The sequence below is a fragment of the Sulfitobacter sabulilitoris genome (genome assembly GCF_005887615.1).
Lineage (GTDB): Bacteria > Pseudomonadota > Alphaproteobacteria > Rhodobacterales > Rhodobacteraceae > Sulfitobacter_E > Sulfitobacter_E sabulilitoris.
On the sequence record NZ_VANS01000001.1, the window covers coordinates 1,677,333 to 1,693,621 of the forward strand.

General features: G+C 64.4%; 17 protein-coding genes. 9 read left to right on the top strand and 8 right to left on the bottom strand.

Annotated features, from left to right (window positions below):
• Positions 1 to 19: 19 nt before the first annotated feature.
• A complete protein-coding gene (rpsD, locus tag FDT80_RS08035) occupies positions 20 to 640 on the bottom strand; it encodes a 30S ribosomal protein S4 (RefSeq protein ID WP_138661655.1) in 621 nt (206 codons plus the stop codon).
• Positions 641 to 783: 143 nt separating this feature from the next.
• Complete coding sequence (locus FDT80_RS08040) at positions 784 to 1,371, bottom strand: DNA-3-methyladenine glycosylase I (protein ID WP_138661656.1); 588 nt, start codon at positions 1,369 to 1,371, stop codon at positions 784 to 786.
• A 119-nt stretch (positions 1,372 to 1,490) separates the two neighbouring features.
• Here FDT80_RS08040 and FDT80_RS08045 point away from each other — a divergent pair, with 119 nt between their 5' ends.
• The 6 genes from FDT80_RS08045 (at position 1,491) to yddG (ending at position 7,450) form a co-directional block, all read left to right on the top strand.
• Complete coding sequence (locus FDT80_RS08045; protein WP_138661657.1) at positions 1,491 to 2,342, top strand: EAL domain-containing protein; 852 nt, start codon at positions 1,491 to 1,493, stop codon at positions 2,340 to 2,342.
• Positions 2,343 to 2,476: 134 nt separating this feature from the next.
• Complete coding sequence (locus FDT80_RS08050; RefSeq protein WP_138661658.1) at positions 2,477 to 3,652, top strand: acetyl-CoA C-acetyltransferase; 1,176 nt, start codon at positions 2,477 to 2,479, stop codon at positions 3,650 to 3,652.
• 45 nt (positions 3,653 to 3,697) lie between these two features.
• A complete protein-coding gene (locus FDT80_RS08055) occupies positions 3,698 to 4,552 on the top strand; it encodes a patatin-like phospholipase family protein (RefSeq protein ID WP_138661659.1) in 855 nt (284 codons plus the stop codon).
• An 11-nt stretch (positions 4,553 to 4,563) separates the two neighbouring features.
• Positions 4,564 to 5,286, top strand: a complete 723-nt coding sequence (gene phbB / locus FDT80_RS08060) for an acetoacetyl-CoA reductase (RefSeq protein ID WP_138661660.1) — start codon at positions 4,564 to 4,566, stop codon at positions 5,284 to 5,286.
• Between the two features lie 359 nt (positions 5,287 to 5,645).
• A complete protein-coding gene (locus FDT80_RS08065; protein ID WP_138661661.1) occupies positions 5,646 to 6,590 on the top strand; it encodes a transcriptional regulator GcvA in 945 nt (314 codons plus the stop codon).
• Complete coding sequence (gene yddG / locus FDT80_RS08070) at positions 6,587 to 7,450, top strand: aromatic amino acid exporter YddG (protein WP_138661662.1); 864 nt, start codon at positions 6,587 to 6,589, stop codon at positions 7,448 to 7,450. Before FDT80_RS08065 ends, yddG begins: the two co-directional genes overlap by 4 nt.
• 3 nt (positions 7,451 to 7,453) lie before the next feature.
• Here yddG and FDT80_RS08075 read toward each other — a convergent pair whose 3' ends face one another.
• The 3 genes from FDT80_RS08075 to FDT80_RS08085 form a co-directional block, all read right to left on the bottom strand.
• Positions 7,454 to 7,618, bottom strand: a complete 165-nt coding sequence (locus FDT80_RS08075; RefSeq protein ID WP_138661663.1) for a YdcH family protein — start codon at positions 7,616 to 7,618, stop codon at positions 7,454 to 7,456.
• A 91-nt stretch (positions 7,619 to 7,709) separates the two neighbouring features.
• Positions 7,710 to 8,507, bottom strand: a complete 798-nt coding sequence (locus FDT80_RS08080) for a tRNA1(Val) (adenine(37)-N6)-methyltransferase (protein ID WP_138661664.1) — start codon at positions 8,505 to 8,507, stop codon at positions 7,710 to 7,712.
• Positions 8,504 to 8,719 carry a putative signal transducing protein gene (locus FDT80_RS08085; protein ID WP_138661665.1) on the bottom strand — a complete coding sequence of 72 codons (216 nt, stop codon included), beginning with the start codon at positions 8,717 to 8,719 and terminating at the stop codon, positions 8,504 to 8,506. Before FDT80_RS08085 ends, FDT80_RS08080 begins: the two co-directional genes overlap by 4 nt.
• A gap of 56 nt (positions 8,720 to 8,775) precedes the next feature.
• On the opposite strand from FDT80_RS08085, the gene FDT80_RS08090 reads away from it, so the two are divergent.
• Positions 8,776 to 9,777: a polyprenyl synthetase family protein gene (locus FDT80_RS08090; RefSeq protein ID WP_138661666.1), complete on the top strand. Its 1,002-nt coding sequence runs from the start codon at positions 8,776 to 8,778 to the stop codon at positions 9,775 to 9,777.
• On the opposite strand, the gene FDT80_RS08095 is transcribed toward FDT80_RS08090, so the two are convergent.
• The 3 genes from FDT80_RS08095 to FDT80_RS08105 form a co-directional block, all read right to left on the bottom strand.
• The gene (locus FDT80_RS08095) at positions 9,778 to 10,632 is read right to left on the bottom strand and encodes a 4-(cytidine 5'-diphospho)-2-C-methyl-D-erythritol kinase (RefSeq protein WP_138661667.1); all 855 of its coding nucleotides are present in this window, start codon (positions 10,630 to 10,632) and stop codon (positions 9,778 to 9,780) included.
• Positions 10,629 to 12,362, bottom strand: a complete 1,734-nt coding sequence (locus FDT80_RS08100) for a tetratricopeptide repeat protein (protein ID WP_138661668.1) — start codon at positions 12,360 to 12,362, stop codon at positions 10,629 to 10,631. Before FDT80_RS08100 ends, FDT80_RS08095 begins: the two co-directional genes overlap by 4 nt.
• Before the next feature lie 189 nt (positions 12,363 to 12,551).
• Complete coding sequence (locus FDT80_RS08105; RefSeq protein WP_138661669.1) at positions 12,552 to 14,201, bottom strand: electron transfer flavoprotein-ubiquinone oxidoreductase; 1,650 nt, start codon at positions 14,199 to 14,201, stop codon at positions 12,552 to 12,554.
• A gap of 513 nt (positions 14,202 to 14,714) precedes the next feature.
• Here FDT80_RS08105 and greA point away from each other — a divergent pair.
• Positions 14,715 to 15,185 carry a transcription elongation factor GreA gene (gene greA / locus FDT80_RS08110; protein ID WP_138661670.1) on the top strand — a complete coding sequence of 157 codons (471 nt, stop codon included), beginning with the start codon at positions 14,715 to 14,717 and terminating at the stop codon, positions 15,183 to 15,185.
• Between the two features lie 14 nt (positions 15,186 to 15,199).
• Complete coding sequence (locus FDT80_RS08115; protein WP_138661671.1) at positions 15,200 to 16,252, top strand: hypothetical protein; 1,053 nt, start codon at positions 15,200 to 15,202, stop codon at positions 16,250 to 16,252.
• Positions 16,253 to 16,289: the final 37 nt, after the last annotated feature.

Here is a 16,289-nt window from a genome sequence, read left to right on the forward strand (position 1 = left end):
ATGTCAGATGCGAGGAACCTTAGTTCTTCGCATAGAATTCCACGACGAGGTTCGGTTCCATCACGACGGGATACGGCACATCGCCCAGCCCCGGAGTGCGCACGAAGGTCGCTGTCATCTTGGAGTGGTCGACGTCCATGTAGTCGGGCACGTCACGCTCGGGAAGCTGGATGGCTTCCAGAAGGGCGGTCATCTGCTTGGAGCGGTCGCGCACTTCGATCACGTCACCCTCTTTCACGCGGTAGGAGGGAATGTTGACCTTCTTGCCGTTCACGCGCACGTGGCCGTGGTTCACGAACTGGCGCGCGGCGAACACGGTCGCGACGAACTTGGCACGGTACACGACCGCGTCCAGACGGCGCTCCAGCAGGCCGATCAGGTTCTCACCGGTGTCGCCCTTGACGCGCTCGGCTTCGCCGTAGATGCGGCGGAACTGCTTTTCGGTCAGGTCGCCGTAGTAGCCCTTGAGCTTTTGCTTGGCGCGCAGCTGGATCCCGAAGTCGGAGATCTTGCCCTTGCGGCGCTGGCCGTGCTGGCCGGGGCCGTATTCACGACGGTTGACGGGGGATTTCGGACGGCCCCAGATGTTCTCGCCCATCCGGCGGTCGATTTTATGCTTGGCAGACGTGCGTTTTGTCACGGCTGATCTCCTTCTGTGTGCTCGACGCCCGAAACCGGGCGACTGTGAAGGGCGTTGTCCTCTGGCACGTGCCTGACAGGGATCCCCTCGCGGGGTCCACCAACACCAATGAAGCCGCGCTTATACGGGCATGAAGGGCGGAGTCAACGGGTCTTTGCCCTGTCCTGCGCCAAGGCCGCGCAGGGCGCGTGACGGTGGCAGGTGACAAGGTGGTCGTTGACCATGCCCACCGCCTCCATGAAGGCGTAAACGATGGTGGGGCCGCAAAACCGGAACCCCTCGCGCTTGAGGTCCTTGGAGAGCCGGACGCTCAGGGAGGTCTGGGTTGGAACCTGCGATTGGCTCGTCCACCGGTTTTGCAGCGGCACCCCATCGACATATTTCCATAAAAACCGATCGAAACCCTCGCGCGCCTCGATCTCCTGCCAAACGCGCGCGTTGCCGATGGCGGCTTCGATTTTGCCGCGATGGCGGATGATGCCGGGATCGCCCAACAGGCGGTCCACCTCGGGCGCGTCCCATGTGGCAATGACATCGGGCTCGAACCCGGCAAAGGCCGCCCTGAAATTTTCCCGTTTTTTCAAAATGGTAATCCAGCTGAGCCCGGCCTGGAACCCATCGAGGATCAGCTTTTCCCACAACGCCCGACTGTCGTATTCCGGCACGCCCCAATCGGTGTCGTGATAGTCGAGATATATTTGCTCCGGTCCGGCCCAGTCGCATCTTTTCATTGCAGCCATCCTGTTCTGCCCCCGTTGGTATAGCTTTAGTCAAATTAGAACAAAATGCGAAAATTAACTCCCTATTAGACGTTTGGGCGGCATGGTGGCGCGATCACGAATGCAGGGGGATGCAGACAGTGGATCCGAAAAGACGGCAGTTTGCGGACCTGGAACCGGGATCCGAGAGTCCGCTCAGCTTTGCCGTCTCGCGGCGCGATCAGGCCACGCTGGACATGGTGGCCGAGGCGGTCGCGCATAAACAGACCCTGCTGGCCTATCAACCCATCATGCGCAGCGACGCCCCGCACAAGGTCGCCTTTTACGAAGGGCTGATCCGGGTGCTGGACGATACCGGCCGCGTGATTCCCGCCGGCGACTTCATGCCCGCGGTCGAGGCGACGGAATTGGGCCGCAAAATCGATGTGCTCGCCCTCGACATGGGGCTTGAAGCGCTGCACGAAACGCCCTTCCTGCGGTTATCGATCAATATGTCGGCGCGGTCGATCGGCTATTCCGACTGGATGACGACACTCAACAAGTGGCTGGAGCGCGACGATACCATCGCCGAACGCCTGATCATGGAAATCACCGAGTCGTCGGCGATGATGGTGCCGGAGCTTGTCGTCGATTTCATGGATCGGCTGCAAATGCGCGGCATCTGCTTTGCCATGGACGATTTCGGCGCTGGCTACACTGCCATCCGCTACTTCAGGGATTTCTGCTTTGATATCGTCAAGATCGACGGACAGTTCTGCCGCGGGATCGCCACGAATCCCGACAACCAGGCCCTGACCCGCGCGCTGGTGTCCATCGCGCGCCATTTCGACATGCTGACCGTGGCGGAATTTGTCGAAACGCCGTGCGATGCCGAAACGCTGGTCGCGTTGGGCGTGGATTGCCTGCAAGGCTACTATTTTTCCGCCCCCACGACGCGGCCCGACTGGCTGCGCGGCGGATCGGCGCGCTGGGCCTCTGCCTGAGCCCAAGATCGGTTGCTGCTGCACGGGGGATGGGATATGTTTCCTGTCAGAAGGCGGGGGAGGCCGGGAGCAAGCGTCTGTCGCGGACTCCCGAATGCGTGATCCTTTGTCAGAACCGGTAGAGGACATAATCCATGACAAACGTTGTCATCGCATCCGCCGCCCGCACTGCCGTCGGCAGCTTCGGTGGATCTTTCGCAAACACGCCCGCGCACGATCTGGGCGCCGTGGTGCTTGAAGAGATCGTTGCCCGCGCCGGCATCGACAAATCCGAGGTGTCCGAGACGATCCTGGGCCAGGTGCTGACAGCGGCGCAGGGGCAGAACCCCGCGCGGCAGGCGCACATCAACGCCGGTCTGCCCATCGAAAGCGCCGCCTGGGGCATCAACCAGGTCTGCGGCTCCGGCTTGCGCGCCGTGGCATTGGCCGCACAGCATATCCAGTTGGGCGATGCATCCATCGTCGCGGCGGGCGGCCAGGAAAACATGTCGATGTCGCCGCATGCCGCGAACCTGCGCCAGGGCCACAAGATGGGCGACATGAAATACATCGATACGATGATCCGCGATGGCCTGTGGGATGCGTTCAACGGCTATCACATGGGTCAGACGGCGGAAAACGTCGCCGAAAAGTGGCAGATCAGCCGCGATCAGCAGGACGAATTCGCCGTCAGCTCGCAAAACAAGGCCGAAGCGGCGCAGAAGGCGGGCAGGTTCGCCGATGAAATCGTGGCCTTCACGGTCAAGGGCCGCAAGGGCGACACGGTGGTCGACCAGGATGAATACATCCGCCACGGCGCCACGATGGAGGCGATGCAGAAACTGCGCCCCGCCTTCACCAAGGACGGATCGGTCACGGCGGCAAACGCCTCCGGTCTCAATGACGGGGCGGCCGCGGCCCTGATGATGAGCGCGGATGAGGCCGAAAGGCGCGGGATCACCCCGCTTGCGCGGATCGCCAGCTATGCCACTGCGGCGCTGGACCCGTCTATCATGGGCGTGGGTCCGATCTATGCCAGCCGCAAGGCGCTGGAAAAGGCCGGCTGGAAAGCCGAGGACCTGGATCTGGTCGAGGCCAACGAAGCCTTTGCCGCGCAGGCCTGTGCCGTGAACAAGGACATGGGCTGGGACCCGGCGATCGTGAACGTGAACGGCGGCGCCATCGCCATCGGCCACCCGATCGGCGCTTCGGGCGCACGGATCCTCAACACTCTGCTGTTCGAAATGCAGCGCCGCGGCGCGAAAAAGGGTCTGGCGACCCTTTGCATCGGCGGCGGCATGGGCGTTGCCATGTGTCTTGAGCGTCCCTGATGCCACATGCACGGCACGCGGGCGCGTGCCGTGCATCATAGCCGGATGAGCCAGACACAAGACTCAATTCACTATGACCAGATGGTCTGCTCCGGCGGGGGCACACGCTGTTTCTGGCAGGGTGGCTTTCTGGATGTCGTGCGGGACGGGATCGACCTGTCGCCTGTCCGCATCAGCGCGGTCAGCGGCGGCGCCCTGACCGGCGCCGGTTTCATCACGCGCAAGGGCCGTGACGTGCTCGACGCGATGATGGCGGCTTTTGCCCACACCGACGCCAACGTAACCCTGCATGACCTGACGCACGGCACCGGATCGACCCCGCACCAGCGCATCTACCGCGAGGTGGTGGGCGATGTGTTCGACGCAGCCGCCTGCAGGATCGTGGCGAACGGCCCGTCGTTTCAGGTGCTGATCGGCCGCCCGCCACTGGACCGCGCACCAAAGCTCAGCGGCAGCGCCGCCGCGCTGGCCTACGAGGCCGAATTGCATCTGATCGGCAATCCGCATTTCAACTGGGCCGAAAAGATCGGCGTCACCGCCGAACTGGTGGATGCGCGGCAAGCAGCCCGCGACGGGCGGCTTGTCGATCTGATCTGCGCCGCGGCCGTTATTCCGCCGGTCTTCGACCCGCCGCTTTGGGATGGCAGGCCGGTGATCGACGGCGGCATGGCCGATCAGGCCCCCCTGCCCCAGCCCGACGAGGGCAGCACGCTGATCCTGCTGACGCGCGATTACGCCCGCATTCCGCAAATAGAGACCCGCCATTATGTCAGGCCCTCCCACAAGGTCGAGGCCGACAAGATCGATTTCACGGATCCCGACAAGATCGCGCGCACCTGGGCACAGGGCGAGGCGGACGGGCGTGAATTTCTCAAGACCCGCAAGACAACCCAGGAATGAGGAGAAAACCTATGGGACGTACAGCATTGGTGACAGGAGGCAGCCGGGGAATCGGCGCCGCAATTTCAAAGGCGCTCAAGGACGCAGGCTATACCGTGGCCGCGACCTATGCCGGCAACGACGAAGCCGCCGCCAAATTCACCGACGAAACCGGCATCAAGACCTACAAGTGGAACGTGGCCGATTACGACGAATCGACCGCCGGGATCGCAAAGGTCGAAGCCGATCTGGGCCCCATCGAAGTGGTCGTGGCCAATGCCGGCATCACCCGCGACGCACCGTTCCACAAGATGACCCCGGAGCAATGGAAAGAGGTCGTCGACACCAATCTGACCGGCGTCTTCAACACGTTGCATCCGGTCTGGCCGGGCATGCGCGAACGCAAGTTCGGTCGGATCATCGTGATCAGTTCGATCAACGGCCAGAAGGGCCAGTTCGCGCAGACCAACTATGCGGCGACCAAGGCAGGCGATCTGGGCATCGTCAAATCGCTGGCACAGGAAGGCGCGCGCGCCGGGATCACCGCCAACGCGATCTGCCCGGGCTACATTGCGACCGACATGGTCATGGCCGTACCGGAAAAAGTGCGCGACAGCATCATCGCGCAAATCCCCGCCGGGCGTTTGGGCGAGCCCGAGGAAATCGCACGCTGCGTGGTGTTCCTTGCCGCCGACGACGCTGGCTTCATCAACGGTTCGACGATTTCGGCCAATGGCGGTCAGTTCTTCGTCTGATCTCTTGCCGAATCTTCAGAAAAGGGGCCTGTTCATCCGAACCGGCCCCTTTTTCCATGGCGTCACGGGTTGCCTGCGCGCAACTTTGCGGACCGCAGGACCGCAGGACCGCCGCTGACGCTTAGCGGGCGGACCGCGACCAGATCCAGGCCCAGGCGCTGCGCATGGCCTGTGCTCTTTCTTCATGGGCGGCGGCCATTGCGGTGCGGGCGGCGGGGTTTGTGGTTGCTTCGATCATGGGACTATCCTTTGACATGGGAGTGGTTTAATGTTTCTTGCTTGAACCCAATATGGCCCTTTCAAACGAAGCCGACAAACGAGACTTTCAATCGTTTGAGACAAGAAATACTTAACTGAAAATGACTGACCGCCTGCCTCCTCTGACAGCATTGCGCGCCTTTGACGCGGCGGCCCGGCATATGTCGTTCGCGCGCGCGGCCGAGGAATTGAACGTGACGCCCGCGGCCCTCAGCTTTCAGATCAAGTCGCTCGAAGATCATTTGGGCGCGCCCTTGTTCCGGCGCCTCAACCGCGCGGTTGAACTGACAGAGGCCGGGCGCGCGCTTGCCCCCGGCGCCGCCGACGGGTTTCAGACCCTGGCCGCCGCATGGCGCGCGGCGCAGCGATTGCAGGACAATCAGACGCTGACCGTGACGGCGGGCCCGGCGTTTACCGCGAAATGGCTGGCGCCGCGGCTCTATGAATTCGCCCAGTCCCATCCAGAGGTGGAGTTGCGCTTTTCCGCCTCGCTCCGGATGATGGATTTCGGCCGCGATGCGATCGACGTGGCGATCCGTTTTGGCTACGGGCCCGATCCGGGGCTGTATTCCGTTCCGCTGGCCGAGGAATGGGTGACGCCGGTCATGACGCCCGAACTGGCGGCCCGCTATCGCGATGCGCAAAGCCTGACGACCGCACCGCTGATTTTCGACGACTCGATCAGTTTCCTGTCGCCGCCCTGCGACTGGACCGCTTGGTTCCGTGCGATGGGCATCGATTTCACCCCAACTCATGGCCCGAGGTTCAGCCAATCCGATCACGCCGTGGATGCGGCCCTGGCCGGGGTGGGGGTCGTGCTGGGGCGGCGTGCACTGGTGGTCAAGGACATCGCCGAAGAGCGCCTGATCGCGCCCTATGGCGTGGCGCTGTCGACCGGCGCGCGGTTCAGATTTCTGTGCCCCGAAGGCACCGAGACCCGGCCCCAGGTCAAAGCCTTCCGCGACTGGATCCTGTCCGAGATCGACAAGACCGCCGCCATTACCGACGCTCTGACTGTCCTGGCGGTGTCGGAGTATGCCCAATGACCACCGCCCGCGCGACGGCGGTCGGGTTTGTCGCCGTTCTCTTGTGGGCGCTTCTTGCGCTGCTGACCGTGGGGTCCTCGCCGGTGCCGCCCTTGCTGCTGAACACCATCTGCTTTGCCATTGGCGGGGCGATCGGGCTGATCTGGACCGGGCTGACGGACGGCTTTCGGGCGCTGCGGGCGGTTCCTTTGCGGGTCTATGTGGTGGGCACCTTCGGCCTGTTTGGCTATCACGCGCTCTATTTCTCCGCGCTGCGCCTTGCCCCTGCCGCCGAAGCCGGGCTGATCGCCTATCTCTGGCCGTTGCTGATCGTCGTGCTGTCGGGGCTGTTGCCGGGCGAACGTGTCCGCCCGGGGCATCTGCTTGGGGCGGTCGTGGGGTTCATCGGGGCCGTGCTGATCATTTCAGGCGGCAGTACCGGGTTCGACATGGCGGCCCTGCCCGGCTATGCGCTGGCTTTGCTCTGTGCCTTTTTCTGGTCCGGGTATTCCGTCTTGTCGCGCTTTGCCGGGACCGCGCCCACACAGACGGTTGCAGTGTTCTGCATCGCCAGCGCGGCGTTGTCGCTACCGCTTCATCTTGTGTTTGAAACCGCGCAATGGCCCGACACCGGCATTGGCTGGATCTCTGTGATCCTGTTGGGGCTGGGGCCGGTGGGGTTTGCGTTCTACGTCTGGGATATCGGCGTCAAACACGGCGATATTCAGCTTTTGGGAACGGCCTCCTATGGCGCGCCACTGCTGTCCACGCTGGTTCTGGTCGTGGCGGGCGTGACCGTTCCAAGTTGGTCGCTGGCGCTGGCGGCCGTGCTGATCACGGGCGGGGCCTTGATCGCCGCCCGCGCCAGTTTCCGGAGCTAGCGACTAGGGTGTCAGCCGCGCGATTTCCTCTTTCAATCGTAGCTTCTGTTTCTTGAGCTCAGCCACATGAAGATCGTCCACACCCGGCGATCGCTGGGCTTGTTCGACCTTGTCGCTCAGCGACGCATGCTTCTTTTTCAGTTGGTCAAGATGCGCGTTCAGGCTCATTCGGTCCTCCATTTTGAAACAGTTGCACGGCGATCTGACCACAGCTTGCGATTCAAGTCACGCCGCACCCGCAGCATAACCCGCGCAATTCTTAATGACGGCTTAATGCTGCCTGAAATTTCAACCCTGCGCCGTCGCGCAGCACCGCGCGGATCGCGGGGACATAGCTGTCGCCGTCGCGCAGGTGGCGCGGGCCTTCGTGCATCACCAAAGGCGCATACAGCCGAAACGCCGCCCGTCCGGATTTGCGCGCGCGCAGAATGATCAGTTCGGCCCGGCGCCCGACCCGCGGGGCCAGCGGCAGCACTTCGATACTGCCCATGTCGTCGGCAAGCGCACGCATCAGTTCCGGCAGCCGCTCGGCGCGGTGAATGAAATGCGCGTAGCCCTTTGGCGCGAGCCGCTTGCCCGCGACGCGCACCCACTGCGACAAGGGCACGCTTTCGCCCAGCGACGGCTCGCGACGGGCATTGCCCGAAGCGCGGCTGGCGGAGCGGTCGAAATAGGGCGGGTTGGCGATGACGTGATCGAACTGGCGCTGGCGCAGGTCCGGCGGCAGGTCGGTCAGGTCCGCCGTCACGACCTCGAGCCCCGCCTGTGCACCGTTGCGCCGCGCAAGATCCGCATAGGCGGGCTGCAATTCCACGCCTGTCAGCCGCAGGCCCGGCACCCGCGCCCCCAGACACAGGATCGCCGCCCCCGCGCCGCAGCCCAGTTCGAGCACACGCTGCCCCGGCTGCGCATCCACGCTGGCCGCCAGCAACACCGGGTCCACACCTGCGCGGTAACCCGACCGGGGCTGCCACAGGTGCAAAAGGCCGCCCAGAAACGCGTCGTGGGTCAGATCGCTCTGCGAAAACGCCCTGTCTGTCGCCGATCCGCCGGTCATAGCCCAAGCGGAATATCGTTGTCCCGCATCGCGCGCACCGCGGCGGTATGGTCGTCGGGGCGCACCATGATCCGGCGCGGGAAGATCCCGATCCCGCCCTCCAGCACGCTCATGTTTACGTCCATTTCAAAGCAGTCTATACCCTCCCCCCTGAGAAGGGCGGTGGCGAAGGCGATTATGGTCGGGTCTGTGCTGCGCAAAAGTTCCTTCATATCAGTGATGTAGATGAAGTAGGCCCGCCTTGTCGAGCCTGAGCCACGAGACAGTGATGAGCAGTACAGTCAAATCGCACAAACCGCATGACCGGATGGCGGCCTACCTGACCGAGGACATGGGTGCGGTAAACCGTCTCATCGCCGAGCGGATGGCCTCGGAACACGCGCCGCGAATCCCGCAGGTGACCGCCCATCTGGTCGATGCGGGCGGCAAGCGCCTGCGCCCGATGCTGACGCTGGCGGCGGCGCATCTGTGCGGCTACACCGGCGGCTATCACGTGCATCTGGCTGCAACGGTCGAGTTCATCCACACCGCCACGCTGTTGCATGACGACGTGGTGGACGAAAGCGGCCAGCGGCGCGGGCGGCCCACAGCCAACCTGTTGTGGGACAACAAATCCTCCGTTCTGGTGGGCGACTACCTGTTTTCGCGCAGTTTTCAGCTTATGGTGGAAACCGGCAACCTTAGGGTGCTCGATATCCTCGCCAATGCCTCGGCCACCATCGCCGAAGGCGAAGTGCTGCAACTGACCGCCAGCCAGGATCTGGCCACGACCGAAGGCATCTATCTCCAGGTGGTGCGCGGCAAGACGGCGGCGTTGTTTTCGGCGGCGACCCAGGTCGGTGGCGTGATCGCTGGCGCCCCGGACGCGCATGTCCAGGCACTCTACGATTACGGTGACGCGCTTGGCATCGCCTTTCAGATCGTCGATGATCTGCTGGACATGCAGGGCGACGCGGCGGCCACGGGCAAGAACGTCGGCGACGATTTCCGCGAGCGCAAGCTGACCCTGCCGCTGATCAAGGCCGTGGCCCGCGCCGACGCGGAAGAGCGCGCCTTCTGGGTGCGGACCATCGAAAAGGGCAAGCAGGTGGAGGGCGATCTGGATCATGCGCTGGCGTTGCTGCACAAGCACGATGCCCTGATCGACACCAGCACCGATGCCCGCATCTGGGCGGCCCGCGCGGTCGAGGCGCTGCAACCTCTGCCCGATCACCCGGTCAAGACCATGTTGTCGGAACTGGCCGACTACGTGGTCGAGCGCATCACCTGATCAGCCGCGCAAGACAGGCGCATCCGCCACCCACCAATCGGGATGATCCGACGCGATACGCGCCGCCGCATCACGCGCATCCCGCGCCGAGGCGTGTAGCCCGAAACAGGTGGCCCCGGATCCCGACATCCGCGCCAGCATCGCGCCGTCCAGGGCGGCCAGTGCCCGATCTATCTGCGGCAGCAGCGCGCGTGCCGGCGGCTCCAGGTCGTTGCGATGCTCTGCCAACCACGCGGCAAAGGCGGCTGCATCGGGCCAGTCCGGCAAGCGATCCGGCATGGGCGGATTCGATTTCGAGGCAAGCGCGGCAAACACCTGCGGCGTCGGCACCGGCACACCGGGATTGACCAAGACGACCCACATCGGCGGCACGCCGTCCACCGGTGTCAGAACCTCGCCCACCCCGCGCATCCGCTGCGGCGCATCCGACAGGCACACCGGCACATCCGCGCCCAGCCGCGCCACATCCTCGGGCAGCGGTACGCCCCACAGCGCGGACAGCGCCAGCAGCGTCGCCGCCGCATCCGCCGATCCGCCGCCGATCCCGGCGGCATTGGGCAATTCCTTGATCAGGTGCAGCGCCGCACCGCGCCCCGCGCCCGCGTCCACCAGGTAGGCGGCGCGCATCACGAGGTTCTGCGCGCCGGTGGGCACGCCGCCTGCGCGCGGGCCCTCGACCGAAAGGCTCAAGCGATCATCGAGCACCGCCGTCAGAGTATCGCCCACGCCCACGCGCACGACCAGGCTGTCCAGCAGGTGATAGCCGTCGTGGCGCTGCCCTGTGACGTGCAGGCACAGGTTTACCTTGGCATAGGCCGGCCGCACGACATGCGCGCCGCGGTCAGGGATCGTCATTTCTCCTTGGCGGCGACGGCGGTCAGCGGCTTGGCGCCTTCGTCGGCCAGTACCCTGTCCAGGCCGACCTCCAGCTTGGCGCGTATCCGCTCCGGGTCCGCTTCGCTGTCGGGCTCGTCATTGTCCACGAAGGACAGGGCCCGCGCCCATTGAAACTCCGCCTCTCGGGTGCGCCCGACGGCCCACAACACGTCGCCCAGATGATCGTTGACCACCGGATCGACCGGCATCAGTTCCACCGCGCGCTCCATGTGGCCGATCGCCTCTTCGTAGCGGCCCAACCGGTACAGAACCCAGCCAAGGCTGTCGATGATGTAGCCGCTGTCGGGGCTCGCGTCCGCCGCGCGCCTGATCATGTCCAGCGCCTCGTCCAGCTTGACCTGACGCTCCACCAGCGAATACCCGAGGTAATTGAGAACCTGCGGCTGGTCCGGATTAAGCGCGAGCGCGGCACGAAAGTCAGCCTCGGACGCGTCCCAGTTGCCCAGGCGTTCCTGCGCGATGCCGCGGGCATAGAGCAAGAACCACTGCGCCCGCGCGCCGTCCTCGGTCAGCGCAAGCGCGCGGTCATAGGCGGCAACCGCTTCTGCATGGCGGTCCTGCGCACGCAGTGCATCGCCCAGCGACGAATGAACGATCGCCATATCGCCGTGGCTGCGTGCCAGTTGCTCCAGCACTTCGATCGCGGCATCGGGCCGGTCGGCCTGCCGCAGGGCGGCGGCACGGCCAAGCTCCGCCGCGTGATACGCGGGATGGTTCGCGGGCACACGCTTGTATGCCGCGATGGCCAGATCCGACTGGCCCAATGTCTCGAGCAGTTCGGCCGTCAGCAAAAGCGCATCGACATGGGCCGGACGCAGGTAGAGCGCGACCTGGCTGTAGAGCAGCGTATATTCCGGCCCCGCCTCAGAGCGCAGCGCGGCGGCAAGGGAATAGAACACTTCCGCAAACCCGTCGCGCACCGATGCGACATGCCGGAACGGCACGCTTTCGCCCTCTTCAAGCGCTGCGGTCAGCGCGTCCAGTTCGGGGTCGGTCGCTCCGGCGAACGCCTCTCTCAAAAGCGCCAGCGCGTCGTCATTCCGATCGAGCTGCGACAGGATTTCGGCACGCGCCATGGCGCCGCGACGGGTCAAAACCATGACGCCAGCGCCATCGTCGGCGAAAATCGCCTCCGCACCTTCGAAATCGCCGACCAGCGCCAGCGCCATGGCCTTGTGGAACATTGCAAAGCCCTGCAGACCGACTTCGCTTGACACCCGGTCGAACTGCGCCAGCGCCTCCTTTGCCTCGCCCGCGCCCATATAGGCCCAGGCCTTGATCAACCCATCGACCAGCGGTCCGATGCCCTGCGCACCGGTTTCGCGCGCAATCAGGGCAAGGTAATCTTCCTGGTCCAGCAGATCCGCGGTCAGCACCATCTGAGCGACCTGGCTCTCGCGGCCCGATTGCTGCATCGTGCGCGCAATCGGCACGGCGCGGCCGATCTCGCCCAACGACATGAAGGACACGACCGCGTTTTCCATCAGATCCACGTTGGCGGGATCGCGGACAAGCGCCTGCGTGAAATAGGAGGCTGCCGCGCCGTAGTCATTTTGCGCGGCGGCCTGCCGCGCGGCAAGGTACGGCCCCGCAACGGATTGCGCGGCGGCGGCTGCGGCCAACCCCGCACAGAGCGCGACAATCGCGGCGGAGGATGTCAGGAATCGGATCGCACGGGTGCACTGCATCGTCGGGGCCTCATCATTCTGATTTTGGACGAGAGGCTATCAGGTTCGCAGCGCAGCGCAATGGCACGGGATCGTGAGCCGCGCAGGCCCGTGACCGCAACGCCGCACATCTCAGCGAAGTCTTGCCGGTGGCCGCGACGCTGTGCGGGTCGTGGCATCGGGTGGGAAGACGATCCCCACCCGGCCGGGTCACATGTTGGGATAGTTCGGCCCGTCGCCCCCCTGCGGCGTGGTCCAGTTGATGTTCTGGCTCGGGTCCTTGATATCGCAGGTCTTGCAGTGGACGCAGTTCTGGAAGTTGATGACAAAGCGCGTGTCCTTGCCCTCTTCCTCGACGAATTCGTACACACCCGCCGGACAATAGCGCGCCGATGGCCCCGCATATTTTGGCAGGTTCACCTTGACCGGCACATCGGGGTCCTTGAGCTTGAGATGCGCAGGCTGGCTTTCCTCGTGGTTGGTAAAGGAAAAGGCCACGTTGGTCAGGCGGTCAAAGCTGATCTTGCCGTCGGGCTTGGGATAGTCGATGACCTTGTGCTTGGCGGCCTCCTCGGTCGCCTCGGCGTCCGATTTGCCGTGACCCAGCGTGCCCAGCAACGAAAAGCCCAGCGTGTTTGTCCACATGTCGAAGCCGCCCAGCACCAGCGACGCAGTCAGCCCGTACTTGGACCACAGCGGTTTGACATTGCGCACCTTTTTCAGGTCCTTGCCGATTTCGCCGTTGCGCACCTCCGTCTCGTAGTCGGACAGTTCGTCGCCGCTGCGATCCGCCTTGATCGCTGCAATCGCGGCTTCGGCAGCCGCCTTGCCCGACAGCATTGCATTGTGGTTGCCCTTGATCCGCGGCACGTTGACCATGCCCACCGAACATCCCAGCAGCGCCACGCCCGGCGCCACCATCTTGGGCATCGACTGCCAGCCGCCTTCGCTGATCGCGCGGGCGCCATAGGCCACCCGCTTGCCGCCCTCCAGCAACTCCTTGACCATCGGGTGATGCTTGAACTGCTGGAACGACAGGTAGGGGTTCACGTAGGGATTCTTGTAGCCCAGGTGCACGACGAACCCGACATAGACCTGGTTGTTGTCCAGGTGATAGATGAACGACCCGCCGCCCGCGTTGCTGCCCAGCGGCCAGCCCATCGTGTGCGTGACGGTGCCCTCCTTGTGCTTGGCAGGGTCGACCTCCCAGATCTCCTTCATCCCCAGGCCGAATTTCTGCGGCTCGTGGCCCTTGGACAGGTCGTATTTCGCCATGACTTCCTTGGCGAGTGATCCACGCACGCCTTCAGACAGGAACACGTACTTGCCGTGCAGCTCCATCCCCGGCTCGTAGCCGTCGCCCTTGGTGCCGTCGGCATTGATCCCGAACTCGCCCGCGACCACGCCCTTGACTTCGCCCTTGTCGCCGTAAACCAGCTCGGAACAGGCCATGCCGGGGAAAATCTCGACGCCCAGCGCCTCGGCCTGCTCGGCCATCCAGCGGCAGACATTGCCCATCGACACGATGTAATTGCCGTGGTTGTTCATCAGCGGCGGCATCGGGAAGTTCGGCACACGCACACTGCCCGCCTCGCCCAGCATGTAAAAGTTGTCTTCCTTCACCGGAACGGTGATCGGCGCGCCCTTGTCCTTCCAGTCCGGGATCAACGCGTTCAGGCCGACAGGATCCAGAACCGCACCGGACAGGATGTGTGCGCCAACTTCGGAGCCTTTTTCGAGCACAACAACATTGCAGTCGGCATCAAGCTGCTTGAGCCGGATCGCCGCCGACAAGCCCGCGGGGCCCGCTCCGACGATCACCACGTCATATTCCATCGCTTCGCGTTCGATCTCGGCCATTCCTGTCGGCTCCTTTTGCATTTGTGCGGGCTGGCGGGCTGCCCACGAAAGATTGTGTCGCGCTTGGCTAGCCTGTCCGCACGGTCAATGCAATCGCAACGACACGTAAAATGGGGGCGGCAGGCTCCGCTGTCCACTGGGATGTTTCGCCGCGCACCCCTTCCCGGCCCGGGCCGCCACAGTCGGAGTTTTGGAAAATTCCGATCCGTTTTCCGTACAACAGAACGGCCGGCAGCCCACCGGCGCGGCTCCCATCGGGCACCCCGGCCCATGTGCCCGCCCCTTCAGGACCACGCCCTCTCAGGACCACGCCCCCGGACTGCGGTTGCGCTTTCACGACCACCGGCGACACGCAATCCAACGCCGCACGCTCTCCCGGGCAAAACGCCTCGGCGAAGCCCCGCCAAGGGGCCTTGCATTTTCCCCCGCCTTTGGGTCAGGTACGGGCTGACCCCGAAAACGGCGGCCCCGGATCCGACCGGTCGGCCGCCTCAATTGCCTGGACGTACCGCTATGGAAAAAGTTCCCATGACCCGCAAGGGCCACTCCGCCCTGGAAGCCGAACTGAAACATCTCAAGTCCGTGGAGCGCCCGGCGATCATTCAGGCTATTGCGGAGGCCCGCGAACACGGCGATCTGTCCGAAAACGCGGAGTATCACTCGGCCCGCGAAAAGCATTCCTTCATCGAAGGTCGGATCAAGGAACTCGAAGGGGTCTTGAGCCGCGCCGAGGTGATCGACCCGGCCAAAATGTCCGGCACCGTGAAATTCGGCGCGACCGTCACGCTGGTGGACGAGGACACGGACGAGGAAAAGACCTGGCAGATCGTGGGCGAACACGAGGCCAATATCGAGGCCGGGCTTCTCAACATCAAATCCCCCATCGCCCGCGCGCTGATCGGCAAGGACGAAGGCGACAGCGTCGAGGTGCGTACACCAGGGGGCGAGAAGTCTTATGAGGTCCTCAAGATCGTTTATGCCTGACGGGACCCGCTGACATGGCCGACGCCCCGAACCAGCAACAGCCGACCCAAACCGCCGCGCCCAAGACGCGGCCTACGCCGCTGGGCATCTATGACCGCCCGAAATCCGAAGGGATCACCGGGATCGAGATCACGGCCCTGGCGCTCAGCATCATCTGGCTGCTAGGCGCGGGCCTGTTCTTTCTGCTGATGCCACCCAGCGCCGGCACGGGCGACGCGGGCATCGACAGCCTGCGTTTCCTGATGACGATGCTTGCGATCTTCATGCCCGTGGCGATGATCTGGGTCGCGGCCACGGCGGCGCGATCGTCGCGCGTCATGCGCGAGGAAAGCCAGCGCCTGCAAGCCGCGATCGACGCGATACGCCAGGCCTATATCGCACAACAACAGGGCCGCGACCTGAATAACGAACCCTCCGTCGCCCGCAAGCTCGATGAAATCGCCGCCGCAGCGCGCAAGACCGAAACGGCGCTTGCCACATTCTCGTCGCGCCGCGAGGCCGAAGCGTCCCGCCCCCGCCCGCCGCTGGTGCAGCCCGCCGCGCCCAACGACCAACCCGTGCTGGCGCTGGGAACGCCCGCAGGCGACATGACGCCGCCGCTCTCGACCGAAGATTTCATCCGCGCGCTCAACTTTCCCGAAACCGCAGAAGACGAAAGCGGCTTTGCCGCCCTGCGCCGCGCGCTCAAGGATCGGCCGGCGGCACAGCTCATACAGGCCGCCCAGGACGTGCTGACCCTGCTCAGCCAGGATGGCATCTACATGGACGATCTGCGCCCCGACCGGGCCCGCCCCGAGGTCTGGCGCCAATTCGGACAGGGCGCGCGCGGACGGCCCATCGCGGCTCTGGGCGGCATCCGCGACCGGTCGTCGCTGGCCCTGACGGCCGGGCGGATGAAACAGGACCCCATCTTTCGCGACGCCGCGCATCACTTCCTGCGCCGCTTCGACAAGACCTTCGCGGAGTTCGAAAAAACCGCGTCCGACGGTGAAATCTCGGCTCTGGCCGATACCCGCACCGCGCGGGCCTTCATGCTTTTGGGGCGTGTCGCGGGCACGTTCGACTGACCGCACGGCGGACACAACCGATCGACCGTTTCTCCTG